Annotated in this window: 17 protein-coding genes and 1 pseudogene; 6 read left to right on the forward strand and 12 right to left on the reverse strand. The window is 66.1% G+C overall.

Annotated features, from left to right (window positions below):
• Positions 1–6: 6 nt before the first annotated feature.
• The 6 genes from ACE3OU_RS01250 to ACE3OU_RS01275 all read right to left on the reverse strand — a co-directional run bounded on the left by ACE3OU_RS01250 (position 7) and on the right by ACE3OU_RS01275 (position 5,663).
• On the reverse strand, positions 7–1,416 hold the full coding sequence (locus ACE3OU_RS01250; RefSeq protein WP_374239711.1) for an exonuclease domain-containing protein: 1,410 nt from the start codon (positions 1,414–1,416) through the stop codon (positions 7–9).
• Between the two features lie 66 nt (positions 1,417–1,482).
• A complete protein-coding gene (locus ACE3OU_RS01255; protein WP_374239712.1) occupies positions 1,483–1,671 on the reverse strand; it encodes a DUF3460 family protein in 189 nt (62 codons plus the stop codon).
• 48 nt (positions 1,672–1,719) lie between these two features.
• Positions 1,720–3,930: a bifunctional (p)ppGpp synthetase/guanosine-3',5'-bis(diphosphate) 3'-pyrophosphohydrolase gene (locus tag ACE3OU_RS01260; RefSeq protein WP_374239713.1), complete on the reverse strand. Its 2,211-nt coding sequence runs from the start codon at positions 3,928–3,930 to the stop codon at positions 1,720–1,722.
• A 25-nt stretch (positions 3,931–3,955) separates the two neighbouring features.
• Positions 3,956–4,171 (reverse strand): DNA-directed RNA polymerase subunit omega, encoded by a 216-nt coding sequence (gene rpoZ, locus ACE3OU_RS01265; RefSeq protein ID WP_374239714.1) that lies wholly within the window; start codon positions 4,169–4,171, stop codon positions 3,956–3,958.
• Between the two features lies 1 nt (position 4,172).
• Positions 4,173–4,787: a guanylate kinase gene (gmk, locus tag ACE3OU_RS01270; protein ID WP_374239715.1), complete on the reverse strand. Its 615-nt coding sequence runs from the start codon at positions 4,785–4,787 to the stop codon at positions 4,173–4,175.
• A 9-nt stretch (positions 4,788–4,796) separates the two neighbouring features.
• Positions 4,797–5,663, reverse strand: coding sequence for a YicC/YloC family endoribonuclease (locus ACE3OU_RS01275; RefSeq protein WP_374239716.1), 867 nt, complete (start codon positions 5,661–5,663; stop codon positions 4,797–4,799).
• Between the two features lie 86 nt (positions 5,664–5,749).
• Between ACE3OU_RS01275 and ACE3OU_RS01280 the strand changes: the two genes are divergently transcribed.
• Both ACE3OU_RS01280 and ACE3OU_RS01285 read left to right on the forward strand, forming a co-directional pair.
• The gene (locus tag ACE3OU_RS01280) at positions 5,750–6,700 is read left to right on the forward strand and encodes a serine/threonine protein kinase (RefSeq protein WP_374239717.1); all 951 of its coding nucleotides are present in this window, start codon (positions 5,750–5,752) and stop codon (positions 6,698–6,700) included.
• Positions 6,697–7,605: a PP2C family serine/threonine-protein phosphatase gene (locus tag ACE3OU_RS01285; protein WP_374239718.1), complete on the forward strand. Its 909-nt coding sequence runs from the start codon at positions 6,697–6,699 to the stop codon at positions 7,603–7,605. Before ACE3OU_RS01280 ends, ACE3OU_RS01285 begins: the two co-directional genes overlap by 4 nt.
• Positions 7,606–7,701: 96 nt before the next feature.
• Here the strand turns inward: ACE3OU_RS01285 and ACE3OU_RS01290 are convergent, their stop codons facing one another.
• Positions 7,702–7,875: a hypothetical protein gene (locus ACE3OU_RS01290; protein ID WP_374239719.1), complete on the reverse strand. Its 174-nt coding sequence runs from the start codon at positions 7,873–7,875 to the stop codon at positions 7,702–7,704.
• A gap of 241 nt (positions 7,876–8,116) precedes the next feature.
• Here ACE3OU_RS01290 and rph point away from each other — a divergent pair, with 241 nt between their 5' ends.
• From rph to ACE3OU_RS01310, 4 genes are all read left to right on the forward strand, one after another.
• The gene (rph, locus tag ACE3OU_RS01295; RefSeq protein WP_374239720.1) at positions 8,117–8,857 is read left to right on the forward strand and encodes a ribonuclease PH; all 741 of its coding nucleotides are present in this window, start codon (positions 8,117–8,119) and stop codon (positions 8,855–8,857) included.
• A 20-nt stretch (positions 8,858–8,877) separates the two neighbouring features.
• Positions 8,878–9,471, forward strand: a complete 594-nt coding sequence (gene rdgB, locus ACE3OU_RS01300; RefSeq protein ID WP_374239721.1) for an RdgB/HAM1 family non-canonical purine NTP pyrophosphatase — start codon at positions 8,878–8,880, stop codon at positions 9,469–9,471.
• Between the two features lie 22 nt (positions 9,472–9,493).
• Positions 9,494–10,711 (forward strand): radical SAM family heme chaperone HemW, encoded by a 1,218-nt coding sequence (gene hemW / locus ACE3OU_RS01305; RefSeq protein WP_374239722.1) that lies wholly within the window; start codon positions 9,494–9,496, stop codon positions 10,709–10,711.
• A 183-nt stretch (positions 10,712–10,894) separates the two neighbouring features.
• A complete protein-coding gene (locus tag ACE3OU_RS01310; protein ID WP_374239723.1) occupies positions 10,895–11,587 on the forward strand; it encodes a phospholipase D family protein in 693 nt (230 codons plus the stop codon).
• Positions 11,588–11,600: 13 nt separating this feature from the next.
• Here the strand turns inward: ACE3OU_RS01310 and ACE3OU_RS01315 are convergent.
• The 5 genes and pseudogenes from ACE3OU_RS01315 to ACE3OU_RS01335 all read right to left on the reverse strand — a co-directional run.
• Positions 11,601–11,849 (reverse strand): annotated as a pseudogene (locus ACE3OU_RS01315) (type II toxin-antitoxin system HigA family antitoxin); the annotation flags it as partial.
• A gap of 179 nt (positions 11,850–12,028) precedes the next feature.
• Positions 12,029–12,448, reverse strand: a complete 420-nt coding sequence (locus ACE3OU_RS01320; RefSeq protein ID WP_374239724.1) for a hypothetical protein — start codon at positions 12,446–12,448, stop codon at positions 12,029–12,031.
• A gap of 81 nt (positions 12,449–12,529) precedes the next feature.
• Positions 12,530–12,901 (reverse strand): hypothetical protein, encoded by a 372-nt coding sequence (locus ACE3OU_RS01325; RefSeq protein ID WP_374239725.1) that lies wholly within the window; start codon positions 12,899–12,901, stop codon positions 12,530–12,532.
• Between the two features lie 107 nt (positions 12,902–13,008).
• Positions 13,009–13,446 carry a DUF4231 domain-containing protein gene (locus ACE3OU_RS01330; RefSeq protein ID WP_374239726.1) on the reverse strand — a complete coding sequence of 146 codons (438 nt, stop codon included), beginning with the start codon at positions 13,444–13,446 and terminating at the stop codon, positions 13,009–13,011.
• The gene (locus ACE3OU_RS01335) at positions 13,443–13,853 is read right to left on the reverse strand and encodes a TIR domain-containing protein (RefSeq protein ID WP_374239727.1); all 411 of its coding nucleotides are present in this window, start codon (positions 13,851–13,853) and stop codon (positions 13,443–13,445) included. Before ACE3OU_RS01335 ends, ACE3OU_RS01330 begins: the two co-directional genes overlap by 4 nt.
• Between the last annotated feature and the right edge of the window lie 96 nt (positions 13,854–13,949).

Raw genomic sequence — 13,949 nt, forward strand, 5'->3', positions numbered from 1 at the left:
GTACAGTCAGCCGACGACGGTGACGGCCCCGCGGGCCTCGGGGCTGTCGAGCCAGCGCACCAGGATGCGGTAGGTGTCGAGGTCGAAGGCGCGGGCGGGCGGCGCTGCGAGGAGTTCGCCGAAGCTCCCCTCGTCTTCGGCGCTGCCCAGCAGGCACCAGCGGTCGACGAGGTGGGTCGCGCTGCGGCCGGTGTCGGCGTGGTGTTCGCGGATCGCCACCGGGCCGGGCCACGGCCAGCGGCGCAGGCGCAGGCTCTCGAGCACCTTGAGCAGGCGCTCGTCGTGTTCGGCGTGGGTCTCGCGGCCGGCGCAGACGCCGGCGCAACGCTTCATCTGGTGGGCCAGGCAGGCGCCGCTGCCCCACGGCTCGGTGCCGATGCGGCGCGGGCACAGCTTGTAGAGGGTGGCGAGCTCGCGCAGGGCGTTGTCGGCCTCTTTCCTGGTGCGGAAGGCGCCGTAGACGTCGGCCCAGTCGGCCGGGTCGGCGCCGCCCAGGAGTTCGCGCACCAGCACCGGGCCGCGCTTGCGGGCCGGGTCGAAGCGCAGCCCGAAGATGGCCTCGTCCTCGCGCAGCTTGCGGTTCTCGGTGGGCTTGCGTTCCTTGACCAGGCGCGCCTCGAGGAGCAGCGCGCCGAGTTCGCCGGCGGTCTGCTGCCACTCGACGCGGCGGACCTGCTGGGCGAGCTTGGCCTCCTTGCCGCTGCGGTGGTCGGCCGAAAAGTGGCTCATGACCCGCGAGCGCAGGCTGACGCTCTTGCCGATGTAGATCGGCAGGTCGTTCTCGCCGTAGAAGAAATACACGCCCGGCCCTTCGGGCAGGCCTTCGAGCACGCCCTCCGGGAGGCCCGCCGGGCGGCTGGGGGCCTTCATGGCCTTGACGATGGCCTCGCCCAGCACCTCGGGCGCAAACTGCCCGGCGACGATGCCGGCAAACTGGTGCAGCGCCTCGGTGTCGCCCATCGCCCGGTGGCGGGCGCTGCAGGTGAGGCCGTGGCGCTCGATCAGCGCGTCGAGCCCGTGGCGGTGGAACTGGGGAAACAGCGCCCGCGAGAGCTTGACGGTGCACAGCACCGGCGCGTCGAAATCCTGGCCGATGCGGCGGAATTCGTTCTTGATGAAGCCGTAGTCGAAGCGCGCGTTGTGGGCGACGAACACGCAGTCGGAGAGCAGCGCGCGCACCCCGTCGGCGAGGTCGGCGAAGGGTGGCGCTGCGGCGACCATCGCGTCGGTGATGCCGGTGAAGCCCTGGATGCTCGGCGGGATCGCCATGCCGGGGTTGACCAGGCTGGACCAGCGCTCGACCAGCCCGCCGTCTTCGACGCGCAGGATGGCGATCTCGGTGACCCGATCCACCACCGGGTTGGCTCCGGTGGTTTCGACGTCGATGAAGGCAAGGCGGGGGAGCGAGGCGTGCATGCGGCGGGACGCGGGCGGGCGCGGCGCGTCACCGCGCGGCTCGGAGATGAGGCTGGAAACCGAAGCTCAAGATTCGGTGGCGTAGGGATAGGCCTTGGCGGGCACCTTGGCGGCGGCGAACTCGCGGGTGGTCTGGTCGTCCTGGGGCTTGTCCCACCACAGGGCGCGGCCCTGCTTCTGCACTTCGCGCTGTTCGGGATGCTTGGCCATCCACTCGCGCATGAATTTGGTGTGCTCGGATTCGTACATTGCCATGACTCGTCTCCTGGGAAGGCTGTTGAATGGGCGGGGATTCTAGCAGCGTCAGGCCGCCTTCTGGTCGGCCTTGACGCGGTTGATGCGGACCACCTCGGGAATGTTGCGCACCTCGCGGACCACCTTGGCCAGGTGCAGCCGGTGGGCGACCTGGACGGTGATGAAGAGCGAGGCGTAGGTGCCCTGCTCGCTCTCGGTGCTGACGTTCTGGATGTTGCAGTCCTGGGCGGCGATGGCGCTGGCGACCTTGCCGAGCACGCCGCGCACGTTCTGGGTGAGCACCTTCAGGGTCACCTCGAAGAGGCGGTCGCTGGCGGGCTCCCACTCGACGTCGATCCAGCGGTCGCGCTCGGAGCGCAGTTTGCGGACCTGGGGGCAGTCGTGCATGTGCACCTCGAGGCCCTGGCCCTTGCGAATGATGCCGACGATCGGGTCGCCGGGGATCGGCCGGCAGCAGCGCGCCAGCTGGACGGCCACGCCCTCGGCGCCGCGGATCAGGATGGCGCCGGCGGGCTTGGGCTTGACCACGTCGGCGCGGCCCGACTCGGCGTCCTGGATCTCGGCCAGCCGGCGCGCGACGATGGCCGGCAGGCGCCGGCCGAGGCCGATGTCGGTCATCAGGTCGCGGCGGGCCTGCAGGGTGAGCTCGCGCAGCAGGCGGTCCCAGGCGAAGGTGCTGACCTGGCCGAGGGTGAGGCCGTGGGGGCGCAGGGCCTGGTTGAGCAGACGCTCGCCGAGGGTCGAGGCTTCTTCCTGCTGGGCGTTTTTCAGGAAGTGGCGGATCTGGGCGCGGGCCTTGCCGGTGCGCACATAGCCGAGCCAGGCCGGGTTGGGGCTGGCATGGGCGGCGGTGATGATCTCGATCTGGTCGCCGTTGCGCAGCTCGGAGCGCAGCGGCACGAGCTCGCCATTGACGCGCCCGGCGACGCAGCGATTGCCCACGTCGGTGTGCACGGCGTAGGCGAAGTCGACCACCGTGGCGCCGCGGGGCAGCGCGAAGATCTTGCCCTTGGGCGTGAAGGCGTACACCTCGCCGGGGAAGAGGTCGACCTTGACGTGCTCCAGGAACTCGCTGGAATCACCCGAGGTGGACTGCAGCTCGAGCAGCGACTGCAGCCAGCTGTGGGTCTTGTGCTGCAGCTCGGTGAGGGTTTTCTCGTCTTCCTTGTAGAGCCAGTGGGAGGCGACGCCGCTCTCGGCCACGTGGTTCATCTCGGGGGTGCGGATCTGCACCTCGACCGGGGTGCCGAAGGGACCGATCAGCGTGGTGTGCAGCGACTGATAGCCGTTGGCCTTGGGGATCGCGATGTAGTCCTTGAACTTGCCGGGCACCGGCTTGTAGAGGCCATGCAGGGCGCCGAGGGCGCGGTAGCAGGTCTGCACGTCGGGCACCACAACGCGAAAACCGTAGATATCGAGCACCTGCGAGAAGCTGAGGCGCTTCTCGGTCATCTTGCGGTAGATGCTGTAGAGGTGCTTCTCGCGCCCCCACACCTCGGCCTCGATGTTCCACTGGGGGATGCGCTCTTCAATCGCGGCGAGGATCTTGCCGACGACCTCGCGGCGGTTGCCGCGGGCGGCCAGGATGGCCTTGGAGAGCACCCGGAAGCGCATCGGGTAGCGGTGCTTGAAGGCCAGCTCCTGGAGCTCGCGGTAGATCGCGTTGAGCCCCAGCCGGTTGGCGATCGGGGCGTGGATCTCCTGGGTCTCGCGGGCGATGCGGCGGCGCTTGTCGGGCCGCATGTGGTCGAGGGTCCGCATGTTGTGCAGACGGTCGGCCAGCTTGATGAGGATCACCCGCAGGTCGCTGGCCATCGCCAGCAGCATCTTGCGGAAGTTTTCGGCCTGGGCCTCCTCGTGGGACTGGAACTCGATCTTGTCGAGCTTGGAGACACCATCCACCAGCTCCGCCGTGACCCGCCCGAAACGCTCGGCGATCTCGGCCTTGGAGATGTGGGTGTCCTCCATCACGTCGTGCAGGAGGGCCGCGCACAGGGCCTGGGAATCCAGGTGCCAGCCGGCAAGGATCTCGGCCACCGCGACCGGGTGGGAGATGTAGGGCTCGCCGCTCTTGCGGGTCTGCCCGGCGTGGGCGTCGGCCGCGAAGTGGTAGGCGGCCTCGAGGCGGCCTAGGTCTTCGGGGCGGAGATAGGCAGCGACCAGCGCCCGGAGACGCCCGAAATCGAGGGGCAGGACGCTGGATGCAGGGGGTCGGGAAACGCCGCCGCCACTGAAAGGAGCCGGTGCGGCGGAATCCATGACATTACACTCGTGCCGGCCCGGCTCAGGCCTGGCCGCGATTGAGGACTTCGGTGCCGACCTTGCCGGCGGCGATCTCGCGCAGCGCGATCACGGTGGGCTTGTCCTTGTCGTGGCGGTCGAGCTCGACCTGCGGGGTGGCGCCGGCCGTCAGCTGACGGGCACGATAGGTGGCCGCCAGGGTGAGCTGGAAGCGGTTGGGGATGCGTTTCAGGCAGTCGTCGACGGTAATGCGGGCCATATCAGTCCTGTTCCAGGTAATGGAAAAACGCCGGCTGGCGCGCCTCCTGGTTGGCGTAGCGGAGCCGGGACGCCCGCACCACGGCCACGAGATCTTCAATGGCGGTGGGCAGGTTTTCGTTGATTATAACGTAGTCGAACTCCGCCACATGGCGCATCTCACCACGGGCCGCGAGCACCCGGCGGGCGATCACGTCCTCGCTGTCGGTGCCACGGCCGCGCAGCCGGCGCTCGAGTTCCTCGACCGAGGGCGGCAGGATGAACACCCCCACCGCCTTCGGGAAGACCTTGCGCACCTGCTGGGCGCCCTGCCAGTCGATCTCGAGGAGGATGTCGCGGCCGGCGCGGGTCTGTTCCTCGAGCCAGCGCTTCGACGTCCCGTAGTAGTTGTTGTGGACCTCGGCCCACTCCAGGAATTCCCCCTTGTCGCGCAGGGCGCGGAAGCCGGGCACGTCGATGAAATGGTAGTGCTGGCCGTTCACCTCGCCGGCGCGCGGCGCGCGGGTGGTGTACGAGACCGACAGGCGAACCTGCGGGTCGCGCTCGAGCAGGCCGCTCACGAGGGTGGTCTTGCCGGCCCCCGAGGGCGCCGTGACGATGAAGAGGGTGCCGGGCATGGGGCGTCCTTACTCGATGTTCTGCACTTGTTCGCGCATCTGCTCGATGGCGAGCTTGAGCTCGACGGCGATGGCGGTCATGTCGGCGGCCATCGCCTTCGAGCCGAGGGTGTTGGCCTCGCGGTTGAGCTCCTGCATCAGGAAGTCGAGGCGCTTGCCGCTGGCCCCGCCGGTCTTGAGGATGCGCTCGACCTCGTCGAGGTGGGTGGACAGGCGGGAGAGCTCCTCGGCCACGTCGACGCGCTGGGCGAACAGGCCCACCTCGAGGCGGATGCGGTCGTCGTCGAGGGTGGCGGCGGCATCACGCAGGCGGGTGGCGAGCTTGTCCTGGTATTCGGCGACGAGGGCCGGCACCCGCGGCTGCACGGTGGCGACCAGCCCGCGCATGTGCTCGATGCGGCCGCGGATCATCTCGGCCAGCCGGGCGCCCTCGCGGCGGCGGGTGGCGACGAGTTCGTCGAGGGCCGCGGCGACGAGGCTGACGATCTCGGGCTGCAGCGCCTCGAAGCTCGGGCTGTCGTCGGCGAGCATGCCCGGCCAGCGCAGCACCTCGGCCACGCTGAGGGGCGCCGCGCCGGGCAGCGCGGCCTGCACGGCGATTTGTGCATTTTTAAGCTGGCCGAGCAGCACGGCGTTCATCGCAAGCTCGCGAGGTGCGCTATCCTTCGTTTGCAGATTGAAACGGCATTCAACCTTGCCACGGCTCAGCCGGGCGGTGATCGCTTCACGCAGGATGGGTTCGGCCTGGCGCAGGTCGTCGCCGATCCGGAAGGTGAGGTCGAGGTAGCGGGAATTGACGCTGCGCAGTTCGAGGTGCAGGGCCACGCGGCCCATGTCACGGGTCTGGACGGCAAAGCCCGTCATGCTGAGAATCATGTGTTTTTCCCGGTGTAGTGCGGCAATCCGCAGGTAAACTAACGACCCCGAACGCCACAAAAAAACGAAGTGTAGCGCCCTGCCCGATGGCCACTCAACAGAACTGCGCCCTCCCACCCGGATTTCTGCTCGACCACTACCGTGTCGAGCGGCAGCTTTCGCTGGGCGGCTTCTCCATCGTTTACCTGGCCTACGACCAGGACGGCACGCCGGTGGCCATCAAGGAATACCTGCCCAACTCCCTGGCCCTGCGCGGCGAGGGCGAGGTCACGCCCCACGTCACCGAGGCCCACCAGGGCGCCTTCCGCTACGGCATGAAGTGCTTCTTCGAGGAAGGCCGGGCGCTGGCCAAGCTGGTGCACCCCAACGTGGTGCGGGTGCTCAACTTCTTCCGGGCCAACGGCACCGTGTACATGGTGATGCAGTTCGAGCGCGGCCGGACGCTCCACGACTACGTCCAGAAGAACAAGGGCAACGTGCGCGAGCGCTTCATCCGGGGGGTGTTCACGCGCATGCTCAACGGCCTGCGCGAGGTGCACGCCCACAAGCTGCTGCACCTCGACATCAAGCCGTCCAACATCTACCTGCGCTCCGACGGCACCCCGGTGCTGCTCGACTTCGGCGCCGCCCGCCAGACCCTGATGTCCGACACGCCGATCCTGAAGCCGATGTACACCCCCGGCTTCGCCTCGCCCGAGCAGTTCACCAGCCGCGAGGCCCTGGGGCCGTGGAGCGACATCTACAGCGTGGGCGCGAGCATGTACGCCTGCCTGGCGGGCTCTTCGCCGCAGCGCTCCGACGAACGGGTCAAGCACGACACCGTCGTGCCGGCCACAAAAGCCTGGGCGGGCCAGTACTCGCCCCACTTCCTCGCCACCATCGACTGGTGCCTTCAGCTCGACCCCCTGAAGCGCCCCCAGAGCTGTTTCGCCTTGCAGAAGGTTCTCGCCCAGCGCCACCGGGAAGCTCCCCCCCAGCAGAAAACCTGGCTCGAAGGGCTGGGCTCCCGCCTTAAAACAATGATAGGCCGCACATGAGATTCACCATTTTCCAGGAAAGCCGGGTCGGCAAGCGCCGGACCAACCAGGACCGCGTCGCCTATTCGTACACCCGCGACGCGCTGCTGCTCGTCCTCGCCGACGGCATGGGGGGCCACCTGTACGGGGAGGTCGCCGCCCAGATTTCCGTGCAGTTCATCGCCCAGTCCTTCCAGCAGGAAGCCCGCCCCAAGGTCTCCGACCCGGTGCTGTTCCTTTCGCGGGTGCTGAGCAACGCCCACCACGCGATCCTCGACTATGCCTTCGACAAGCAGCTCTCCGACGTACCGCGCACCACCATCGTGGCCTGCCTGGTGCAGGAAGGCGTGGCCCACTGGGCCCACGCCGGCGACTCCCGGCTCTACATGATCCGCAAGGGCAAGCTGGCCGCCCAGACCCGCGACCACTCCCGCGTGCAACTCATGCTCGACCAGGGCCTGCTCGACGCCGAGGCCGCCGCCGTACACCCCGGGCGCAACCGCATCTTCAGCTGCCTGGGTGGCAACCACCCGCCGCAGATCGAGTTCTCCCGCGGGGTCTCGCTGATCAACGGCGACGTGCTGGCGATCTGCTCCGACGGCGTGTGGGGCCCCCTCACTGTCGAGACCATCGTCGGCACCCTCGCCGACGGGCGCGTCATGGACGCCGTCCCCAAGCTGATGAACGAAGCCGAGACCCTCGGCGGCCCCCAGTGCGACAACCTCACCCTGATCGCCATGACCTGGCACGACGATCAGCAGGAGGACATCCCCGACACCGTGTCCACGCGCACCATGCCGGCCGACGCCAACACCACCCAGATGGAAGGCTTCGGGCGCAACCGCCGCGACCAGGAAGACCTCAGCGAGGACGAGATCGAGCGCGCCATCCGCGAGATCAACGCCGCGATCCACAAGTTCAAGTAAGCCGGGCCGCGCCCCTCCCGGAGCGCAGCCCGCACCGGAACGCCCCCGTTCCGGCCTCGTGTTCCAGCCAATGGCCGCCAGCGCGGCCGGGCTGTCTCAACGCATCCGCTGCGACGAGTCGTCGTACCAAGCGCCGCCCTGCCCGCCAGCCGGCAGGCCCAGGGTGGACAGCCGCGCCGCGCGGCTCTCCCGGCCCGTCTCCACCAGCCACGCCTGCCACGCGCGCAGCACGGCCCCCCAATCGAAACCTGCAAGTCTGATCCGCATCATGGTGTCTCCTCTCTTGTAATCGCCGGCAGTCGCCGGTCACCCCAACGGCATTCATCCTTGCACAACTCATACGGTAATACTGTAAAAAATTTCCTCATCGCGGCCGGATCCCCATGACGGGCCGCGCCGCGTTCCCCGATCCGGCCCGGCGGGCACGGAGCGTCTACAATGGCGACTGACGGGCCGAGCGCCCCCACCCACCTCACCCGCCCCCCACGGCGGACGACTCCAGCGAGCAAGCATGAGCACAGACAACGCCTTCACCCGCCCCAGCGGCCGCGCCGCCACCGAACTGCGCCCGATCCGCATCACCCGCGGCTTCACCCGCCACGCCGAAGGCTCGGTCCTCATCGAGTTCGGCGAGACCCGCGTGCTGTGCACCGCCAGCGTCGAAGAATCCGTGCCGCCCTTCCTGCGCGGCAAGGGCCAGGGCTGGCTGACCGCCGAATACGGCATGCTGCCTCGCTCCACCCACACCCGCAGCCCGCGCGAAGCCGCCAAGGGCAAGCAGAGCGGCCGCACCCAGGAGATCCAGCGCCTGATCGGCCGCAGCCTGCGCGCGGTGGTCGACATGCACGCCCTCGGCGAGCGCCAGATCACCATCGACTGCGACGTGCTGCAGGCCGACGGCGGCACCCGCACCGCCGCCATCACCGGCGCCTGCGTGGCCGTCCATGACGCCCTCGAGGGCCTCGTCAGGGCCGGCAAGCTGCCCGCCAACCCGATGCGCGACTTCGTCGCCGCCGTCTCGGTGGGCATCTACCAGGGCCAGCCCGTGCTCGACCTCGACTACCCCGAAGACTCCGACTGCGAAACCGACATGAACGTCGTGATGACCGGCAGCGGCGGCTTCGTCGAAGTCCAGGGCACCGCCGAAGGCAGCCCCTTCTCCCGCGCCGAACTCGACGCCCTGCTCGACCTCGCCGGCGCCGGCATCGCCCGCCTCGTCGCCGAGCAGAAGCGCGCCCTCGCCCTCGCCTGACACCCCACCGGAGCCCCGCCATGGACAAACTCGTGCTCGCCAGCGGCAACGCCGGCAAACTCAAGGAACTCTCCTCGCTGCTCGCCCCGCTCGGCATCGAGGTGCTACCCCAATCCGCCTTCCACGTCAGCGAAGCCGAAGAGCCCCACCCCAGCTTCGTCGAGAACGCCATCGCCAAGGCCCGCCACGCCGCCCGCGCCACCGGCCTGCCGGCCCTCGCCGACGACTCCGGGCTGTGCGTCGACGCCCTCGGCGGCGCGCCGGGCGTGCTGTCGGCGCGCTTTGCCGGCGAACCCAAGTCCGACGCCCGCAACAACGCCCTGCTCCTCGAACGCCTGGCCGGCGAGACCAACCGCCGCGCCCGCTTCTACTGCGCGCTGGTCCTCGTCCGCCATGCCGACGACCCACAACCCATCATTGCCTGCGGCGAATGGCACGGCGAGATCCTCGAAGCCACCCGCGGCCACGGCGGCTTCGGCTACGACCCGCTGTTCCTCGTCCCCGAGCTCGACCAGACCGCCGCCGAGATCGACCACAGCCTCAAGAACGTCCTGTCCCACCGGGGCAGCGCCATGCGCCAGCTCCTCGAACGCCTGCGCGCCGAGCAGGCCTGAGCCTCGCCCCGTTTCTGCCCCCATGCCCGAACCCCGCATCATCCCCATCGCCCCCCGCGCCGCCGCCCCCGGCGGCGGCGGGTGGGCCGCCCAGCTCACCGCCTCGCCGCCCCTCGCCCTCTACGTGCACTTCCCGTGGTGCGTGCAGAAGTGCCCCTACTGCGACTTCAACTCCCACGCCGTGCGGGACGAGGGCATCCCCGAAGCCGCCTACCTCGCCGCCCTCGTCGCCGACCTCGAGAGCGCGCTGCCGCAGATCTGGGGCCGGCGCGTGCACAGCGTCTTCATCGGCGGCGGCACCCCCAGCCTGCTCAGCCCCGACGGGCTGGATGAACTCCTCACCGCCATCCGCATGCGCGTGCAGCTCGACCCGATGGCCGAGATCACCCTCGAAGCCAACCCCGGCACCGTCGACGCCGGCCGCTTCAAGGCCTTCCGCCAGGCCGGCGTCAACCGCCTGTCGGTGGGCATCCAGAGCTTCGACGAACACCACCTCAAGGCCCTCGGGCGCATCCACGGCCGCGCCGACGCCATCGCCGCCGCCGAAGCCGCCCTCACCCACTTCGAGGCCGTCAACCTCGACCTGATGTACGCCCTGCCCGGCCAGACCCTCGCCGAGGCCGAAGCCGACCTCGCCACCGCCCTCGCCCTGGGGCCCGGCCACCTGTCCTGCTACCACCTCACCCTCGAGCCCAACACCGCCTTCGCCGCCAACCCGCCCGAAGTGCCCGACCCCGACGCCTCCGCCGACATGCAGGACGCCATCGAGGCTCGCCTCGCCGCTGCCGGCTACCGCCATTACGAGACCTCCGCCTTCGCCAAGCCCGGCCGCGAATGCCGCCACAACCTCAACTACTGGAGCTTCGGCGACTACCTCGGCATCGGCGCCGGCGCCCACGGCAAGCTGTCCTCCCACGAGGGCATCCATCGCGAGACCCGCCCCAAGCACCCCGCCGCCTACCTCGCCGCCCACCAGAGCGGCCAGTTCGTGCAGGAACGCCGCAACCTCGGCGCCGCCGAACTGCCCTTCGAGTTCATGATGAACGCCCTGCGCCTCAACCAGGGCTTCCCGCGCCGGCTGTTCACCGAACGCACCGGCCTGCCCTTCGAAGCCGCCGAGCCCGGGCTTTTGAAGGCCCGCCAGCAGGGCCTCGTCGAAATCGACGGCGACATCATCCGGCCGACCACGCGGGGGCGGCATTTTTTGAATGAGCTGTTGATGTTGTTTCTGGCGGAGTGAGGGCGGGCGGATCCCGAGCGACAGAGCGTAGGTCGGGTTCGCGCAGCGCAACCCGACATCCCATGGCCGGCATCGCTCCCCCTGGCATCGCCCCGGACGCCCCCCCCGCCATGCCGCCACGCTCCCACTGCGCGGGATCGATCTTTTACAATCGCATACCCTTACGCGATTTGAGAGTCACCCATGGCAAAGTTCCTGAACACCAGCGCAACCAATTACTTCCTCGAAGAACTGATCAAGGAGGCCAGGGACAGGCTGATCCTCATCAGCCCCTTCCTCAAGCTCAACGACCGCATCAAGGAGCTGCTGGCCGACAAGAACCGCCTCAAGATCGACGTCCGCATCGTCTATGGCAAGAGCGAGCTGCAGCCCGAAGAGATCAACTGGCTCAAGGAGCTCACCTACGTCCGCACCAGCTTCTGCAAGAACCTGCACGCCAAGTGCTACATGAACGAAGAGCTGTGCATCGTCACCAGCCTGAACCTCTACGAATTCAGCCAGATCAACAACAACGAGATGGGCGTGCTGATCCGCCGCAGCGACGACGCCGAACTCTACAAGGACGCCTACGAAGAGGCGCAGCGCATCATCCGCATCAGCGACGAGGTGCGGATCTCCCTCGAACGCGTGGCGACCGAGCCGGAGAGCAAGCCCGAAACGGAGGAAAGCTCCGACAAGCTCACCTCCTCCAAGCTGGCGCAAAAGCTCGGCCTGAAGACGGCGGAGCTGCTCGAGAAGCTCATCGCGACAGGCCATCTCGAAGTCCGCGACGGCAAGAACTACCTCACCGGCCGAGGCAAGGAAGCCGGCGGCGAGTTCCGCATGAGCCCGAAGTTTGGCCCGTATTTCCTGTGGCCGGAGAGCTTCAAGCCCTGAACCCTCCCGGCGGGCGGCCGATGGCCGGCACCAGATCCTTCGGCGTCAGCCCGCCTTGCTCCATGCGGAACTTGATCGCCTCGACCGGATCGGGCAGGTCGATGGGAAAGTGTCTGGCCTCATACGCTTCGACCAGGGTCAGCAGCACCTCGAAGCGATCCCCCTCCGGCGTGCCGGGCTCCGGCTCACTGTCGAAATACGCCGACACCTCGCCCAGGGCGGCCTGGTAGTCGGCGTCGGTGCGAATCGGGCGGATTTCCATGTCAGCACTCATATCGCGGCGCACAAGAGACGGTCGCGGCAGTCGGAAGCAGTGGATCTGCTGAAAGTCTGGAGACGACCCAGAGCAGCCGTAGAGCTTTTGGGAAAGCTGTCATTCAACGTCGGACGTAACCGGACGGCAAAAAGCGCAGCTTTTTGACGGTCCGGTTGACGGACTTGTTATGTTGCACGACGCACCCCTAGCAACACTGCTTCGAGGTCTGCTTGGGCTACCGATGAACTACCGAGCGTGTCTTGGCGCATTGCAGCCACCATATCGGTGAAGGCGCTGCACTGTTCATTGGTATTCATAGCAGCGCCCAAGCGTTCAAATGATGCAAATGCTGAAATGACGGCGGGGGCACCGTAGAGTGAGATTCTGCATTTGGCATCTGCGGTTTTGGCGCCTAGCTGCCGCCCTTCTGTTGAGTTTTTTTGGTGCCCGAGATTCGCGTGCTCACTTACGCACTGCAAATAGTCAGAGTATGCCTTTGCTCGGAGGTCGCGCTGGTGCTTCTTATTGTCGAGGTGCCGGGTGAACAGGAACTGCAATACAGCTCCGACTACAAGACCAATTAACGAAAAGACGGCGGTATTCACCAAGTCTCCTTTGCAACATAACGTGCTAGCTCAGCCGACGGCAAAAAGCGTAGCTTTTTGACGGTCGGCTGGAGCGTAATGTTAGCCAGCCTCAGACTCGTCATTGACGGCTACATCAGGGCGCCGAGCACGCGATAACGAAGACAACAGAGAGGACAGTTCGTTGTCACCATTGGGGCCAGGGTAACGGAATGCGCTCAGCAAATTACCAATTTTGGAGCTTGCACGATAAATGCGCACATAGCCTTCTTGATTGTCTTTAATAGACGGAAAAACGACGAAGCCCCGTTCTTGTAGGCAACTTTCAAAACTTTCAGCTGCGGTACCTGTGGAAACACGCGCTCCGTCCCCTGCGGTAGCTTTCATCATTGCGTCAAGCTCAGAAATGGCGTAGCTCTTGAACGCAAGACGCCAAGCATTCATGTAATTGGCTAATTCGCGTGCTACAGCCATGTATTGATCTCGTGTTGTCATGTAGTACTCCTTGTTGAAAAAAATCGAGGGGGATGGCTAACGTTTGAGTTCAGCGGCTGCCGAAGGCTGTCCGCTGGAACGAAAGGTTATACCCCTTGTGCCACTTTGGCTGGCTGCTTGGTTACCTGCGCCCATGTGGCCGCCTCCTTTGAAATGAGTGACTCGACCCGCTGGACAAGTGACTGGAACCGTTCTTGATCTGCGTAGGGCCCACTCCGTGTAGCAAACAAGAACTTCTCGTGCTTGAGTTGTTCGGAGGTGACCCGGTACTGAATCCAGTTCTCGTGGTATTTGAACAGGGAGCCTGCCGCCGCAGCGAGTGCAATCATTACCCCCAGTGCACCGACAATCCATTGGCCGCCCGGAATCTTCTCTCCCATACCCGATAGGAACGGGATCAAGGCAGCCGCAATGATTTCTACTAAACGTAGCGCCTTGTACCGTGTTTGACAGGACGAACTCTTTCTCGAATACCAGTCGATTTGATTGTCAAGCCGTTCGGAGACGTATTCTTCTTCTGTCATGTGTAGAGTCTCACTGCGTTGATGACGCTTGCGCGGTTCCAACCAACAGGATCGCAGACTGAAGCGTCTTGAACAATTTGAGGGACTCGTTCTTGCGCCCAAGGCCGAATACCGATGATCGTCTTGTTCATCCGTTGCGCCTCTTTGATTTCATACTCAATCCAGGCACTGTGCGCCGCATACATACCACCAAGAACAAGCACAACCTGAGCGGGTGAGATTTGGCGCGTCATGCCATCGCTAAGACCTCTCGAAGTCTTGTCTGGGAGCGCATCGTGACTGGGTACGCTGCAATTGCTCCAAGAAAAGTTGGGTTCCTCATTGAACCAATTTACGAGCGTCCAGTAGTGCTCGTTGTAGGACCACGCGTGGCTGATAAAAATCATTCGATTCTTGAGTGCGGGCACATTGCCTCCTTAGGGGTATAACTTTGTTTTAGGGCGACAGTTCTGCCGCATAACATTGGGATGCCGGATAACATGTTCTGCAACCTTCTGTTTAGA

This window comes from Zoogloea sp. (genome assembly GCF_041908905.1).
Classification (GTDB): Bacteria; Pseudomonadota; Gammaproteobacteria; order Burkholderiales; family Rhodocyclaceae; genus Zoogloea.

Bases quoted from the DNA above. Each gene is read 5' to 3' on its own strand.
- ACE3OU_RS01325 (WP_374239725.1), bottom strand. From the start codon at position 12,901: ATGGCTGTAGCACGCGAATTAGCCAATTACATGAATGCTTGGCGTCTT.
- ACE3OU_RS01285 (WP_374239718.1), top strand. From the start codon at position 6,697: ATGAGATTCACCATTTTCCAGGAAAGCCGGGTCGGCAAGCGCCGGACC.
- rdgB (WP_374239721.1), top strand. From the start codon at position 8,878: ATGGACAAACTCGTGCTCGCCAGCGGCAACGCCGGCAAACTCAAGGAA.
- hemW (WP_374239722.1), top strand. From the start codon at position 9,494: ATGCCCGAACCCCGCATCATCCCCATCGCCCCCCGCGCCGCCGCCCCC.
- gmk (WP_374239715.1), bottom strand. From the start codon at position 4,787: ATGCCCGGCACCCTCTTCATCGTCACGGCGCCCTCGGGGGCCGGCAAG.
- ACE3OU_RS01310 (WP_374239723.1), top strand. From the start codon at position 10,895: ATGGCAAAGTTCCTGAACACCAGCGCAACCAATTACTTCCTCGAAGAA.
- rph (WP_374239720.1), top strand. From the start codon at position 8,117: ATGAGCACAGACAACGCCTTCACCCGCCCCAGCGGCCGCGCCGCCACC.
- ACE3OU_RS01280 (WP_374239717.1), top strand. From the start codon at position 5,750: ATGGCCACTCAACAGAACTGCGCCCTCCCACCCGGATTTCTGCTCGAC.
- ACE3OU_RS01255 (WP_374239712.1), bottom strand. From the start codon at position 1,671: ATGGCAATGTACGAATCCGAGCACACCAAATTCATGCGCGAGTGGATG.
- ACE3OU_RS01275 (WP_374239716.1), bottom strand. From the start codon at position 5,663: ATGATTCTCAGCATGACGGGCTTTGCCGTCCAGACCCGTGACATGGGC.
- ACE3OU_RS01250 (WP_374239711.1), bottom strand. From the start codon at position 1,416: ATGCACGCCTCGCTCCCCCGCCTTGCCTTCATCGACGTCGAAACCACC.
- ACE3OU_RS01260 (WP_374239713.1), bottom strand. From the start codon at position 3,930: ATGGATTCCGCCGCACCGGCTCCTTTCAGTGGCGGCGGCGTTTCCCGA.
- ACE3OU_RS01290 (WP_374239719.1), bottom strand. From the start codon at position 7,875: ATGATGCGGATCAGACTTGCAGGTTTCGATTGGGGGGCCGTGCTGCGC.
- ACE3OU_RS01330 (WP_374239726.1), bottom strand. From the start codon at position 13,446: ATGACAGAAGAAGAATACGTCTCCGAACGGCTTGACAATCAAATCGAC.
- rpoZ (WP_374239714.1), bottom strand. From the start codon at position 4,171: ATGGCCCGCATTACCGTCGACGACTGCCTGAAACGCATCCCCAACCGC.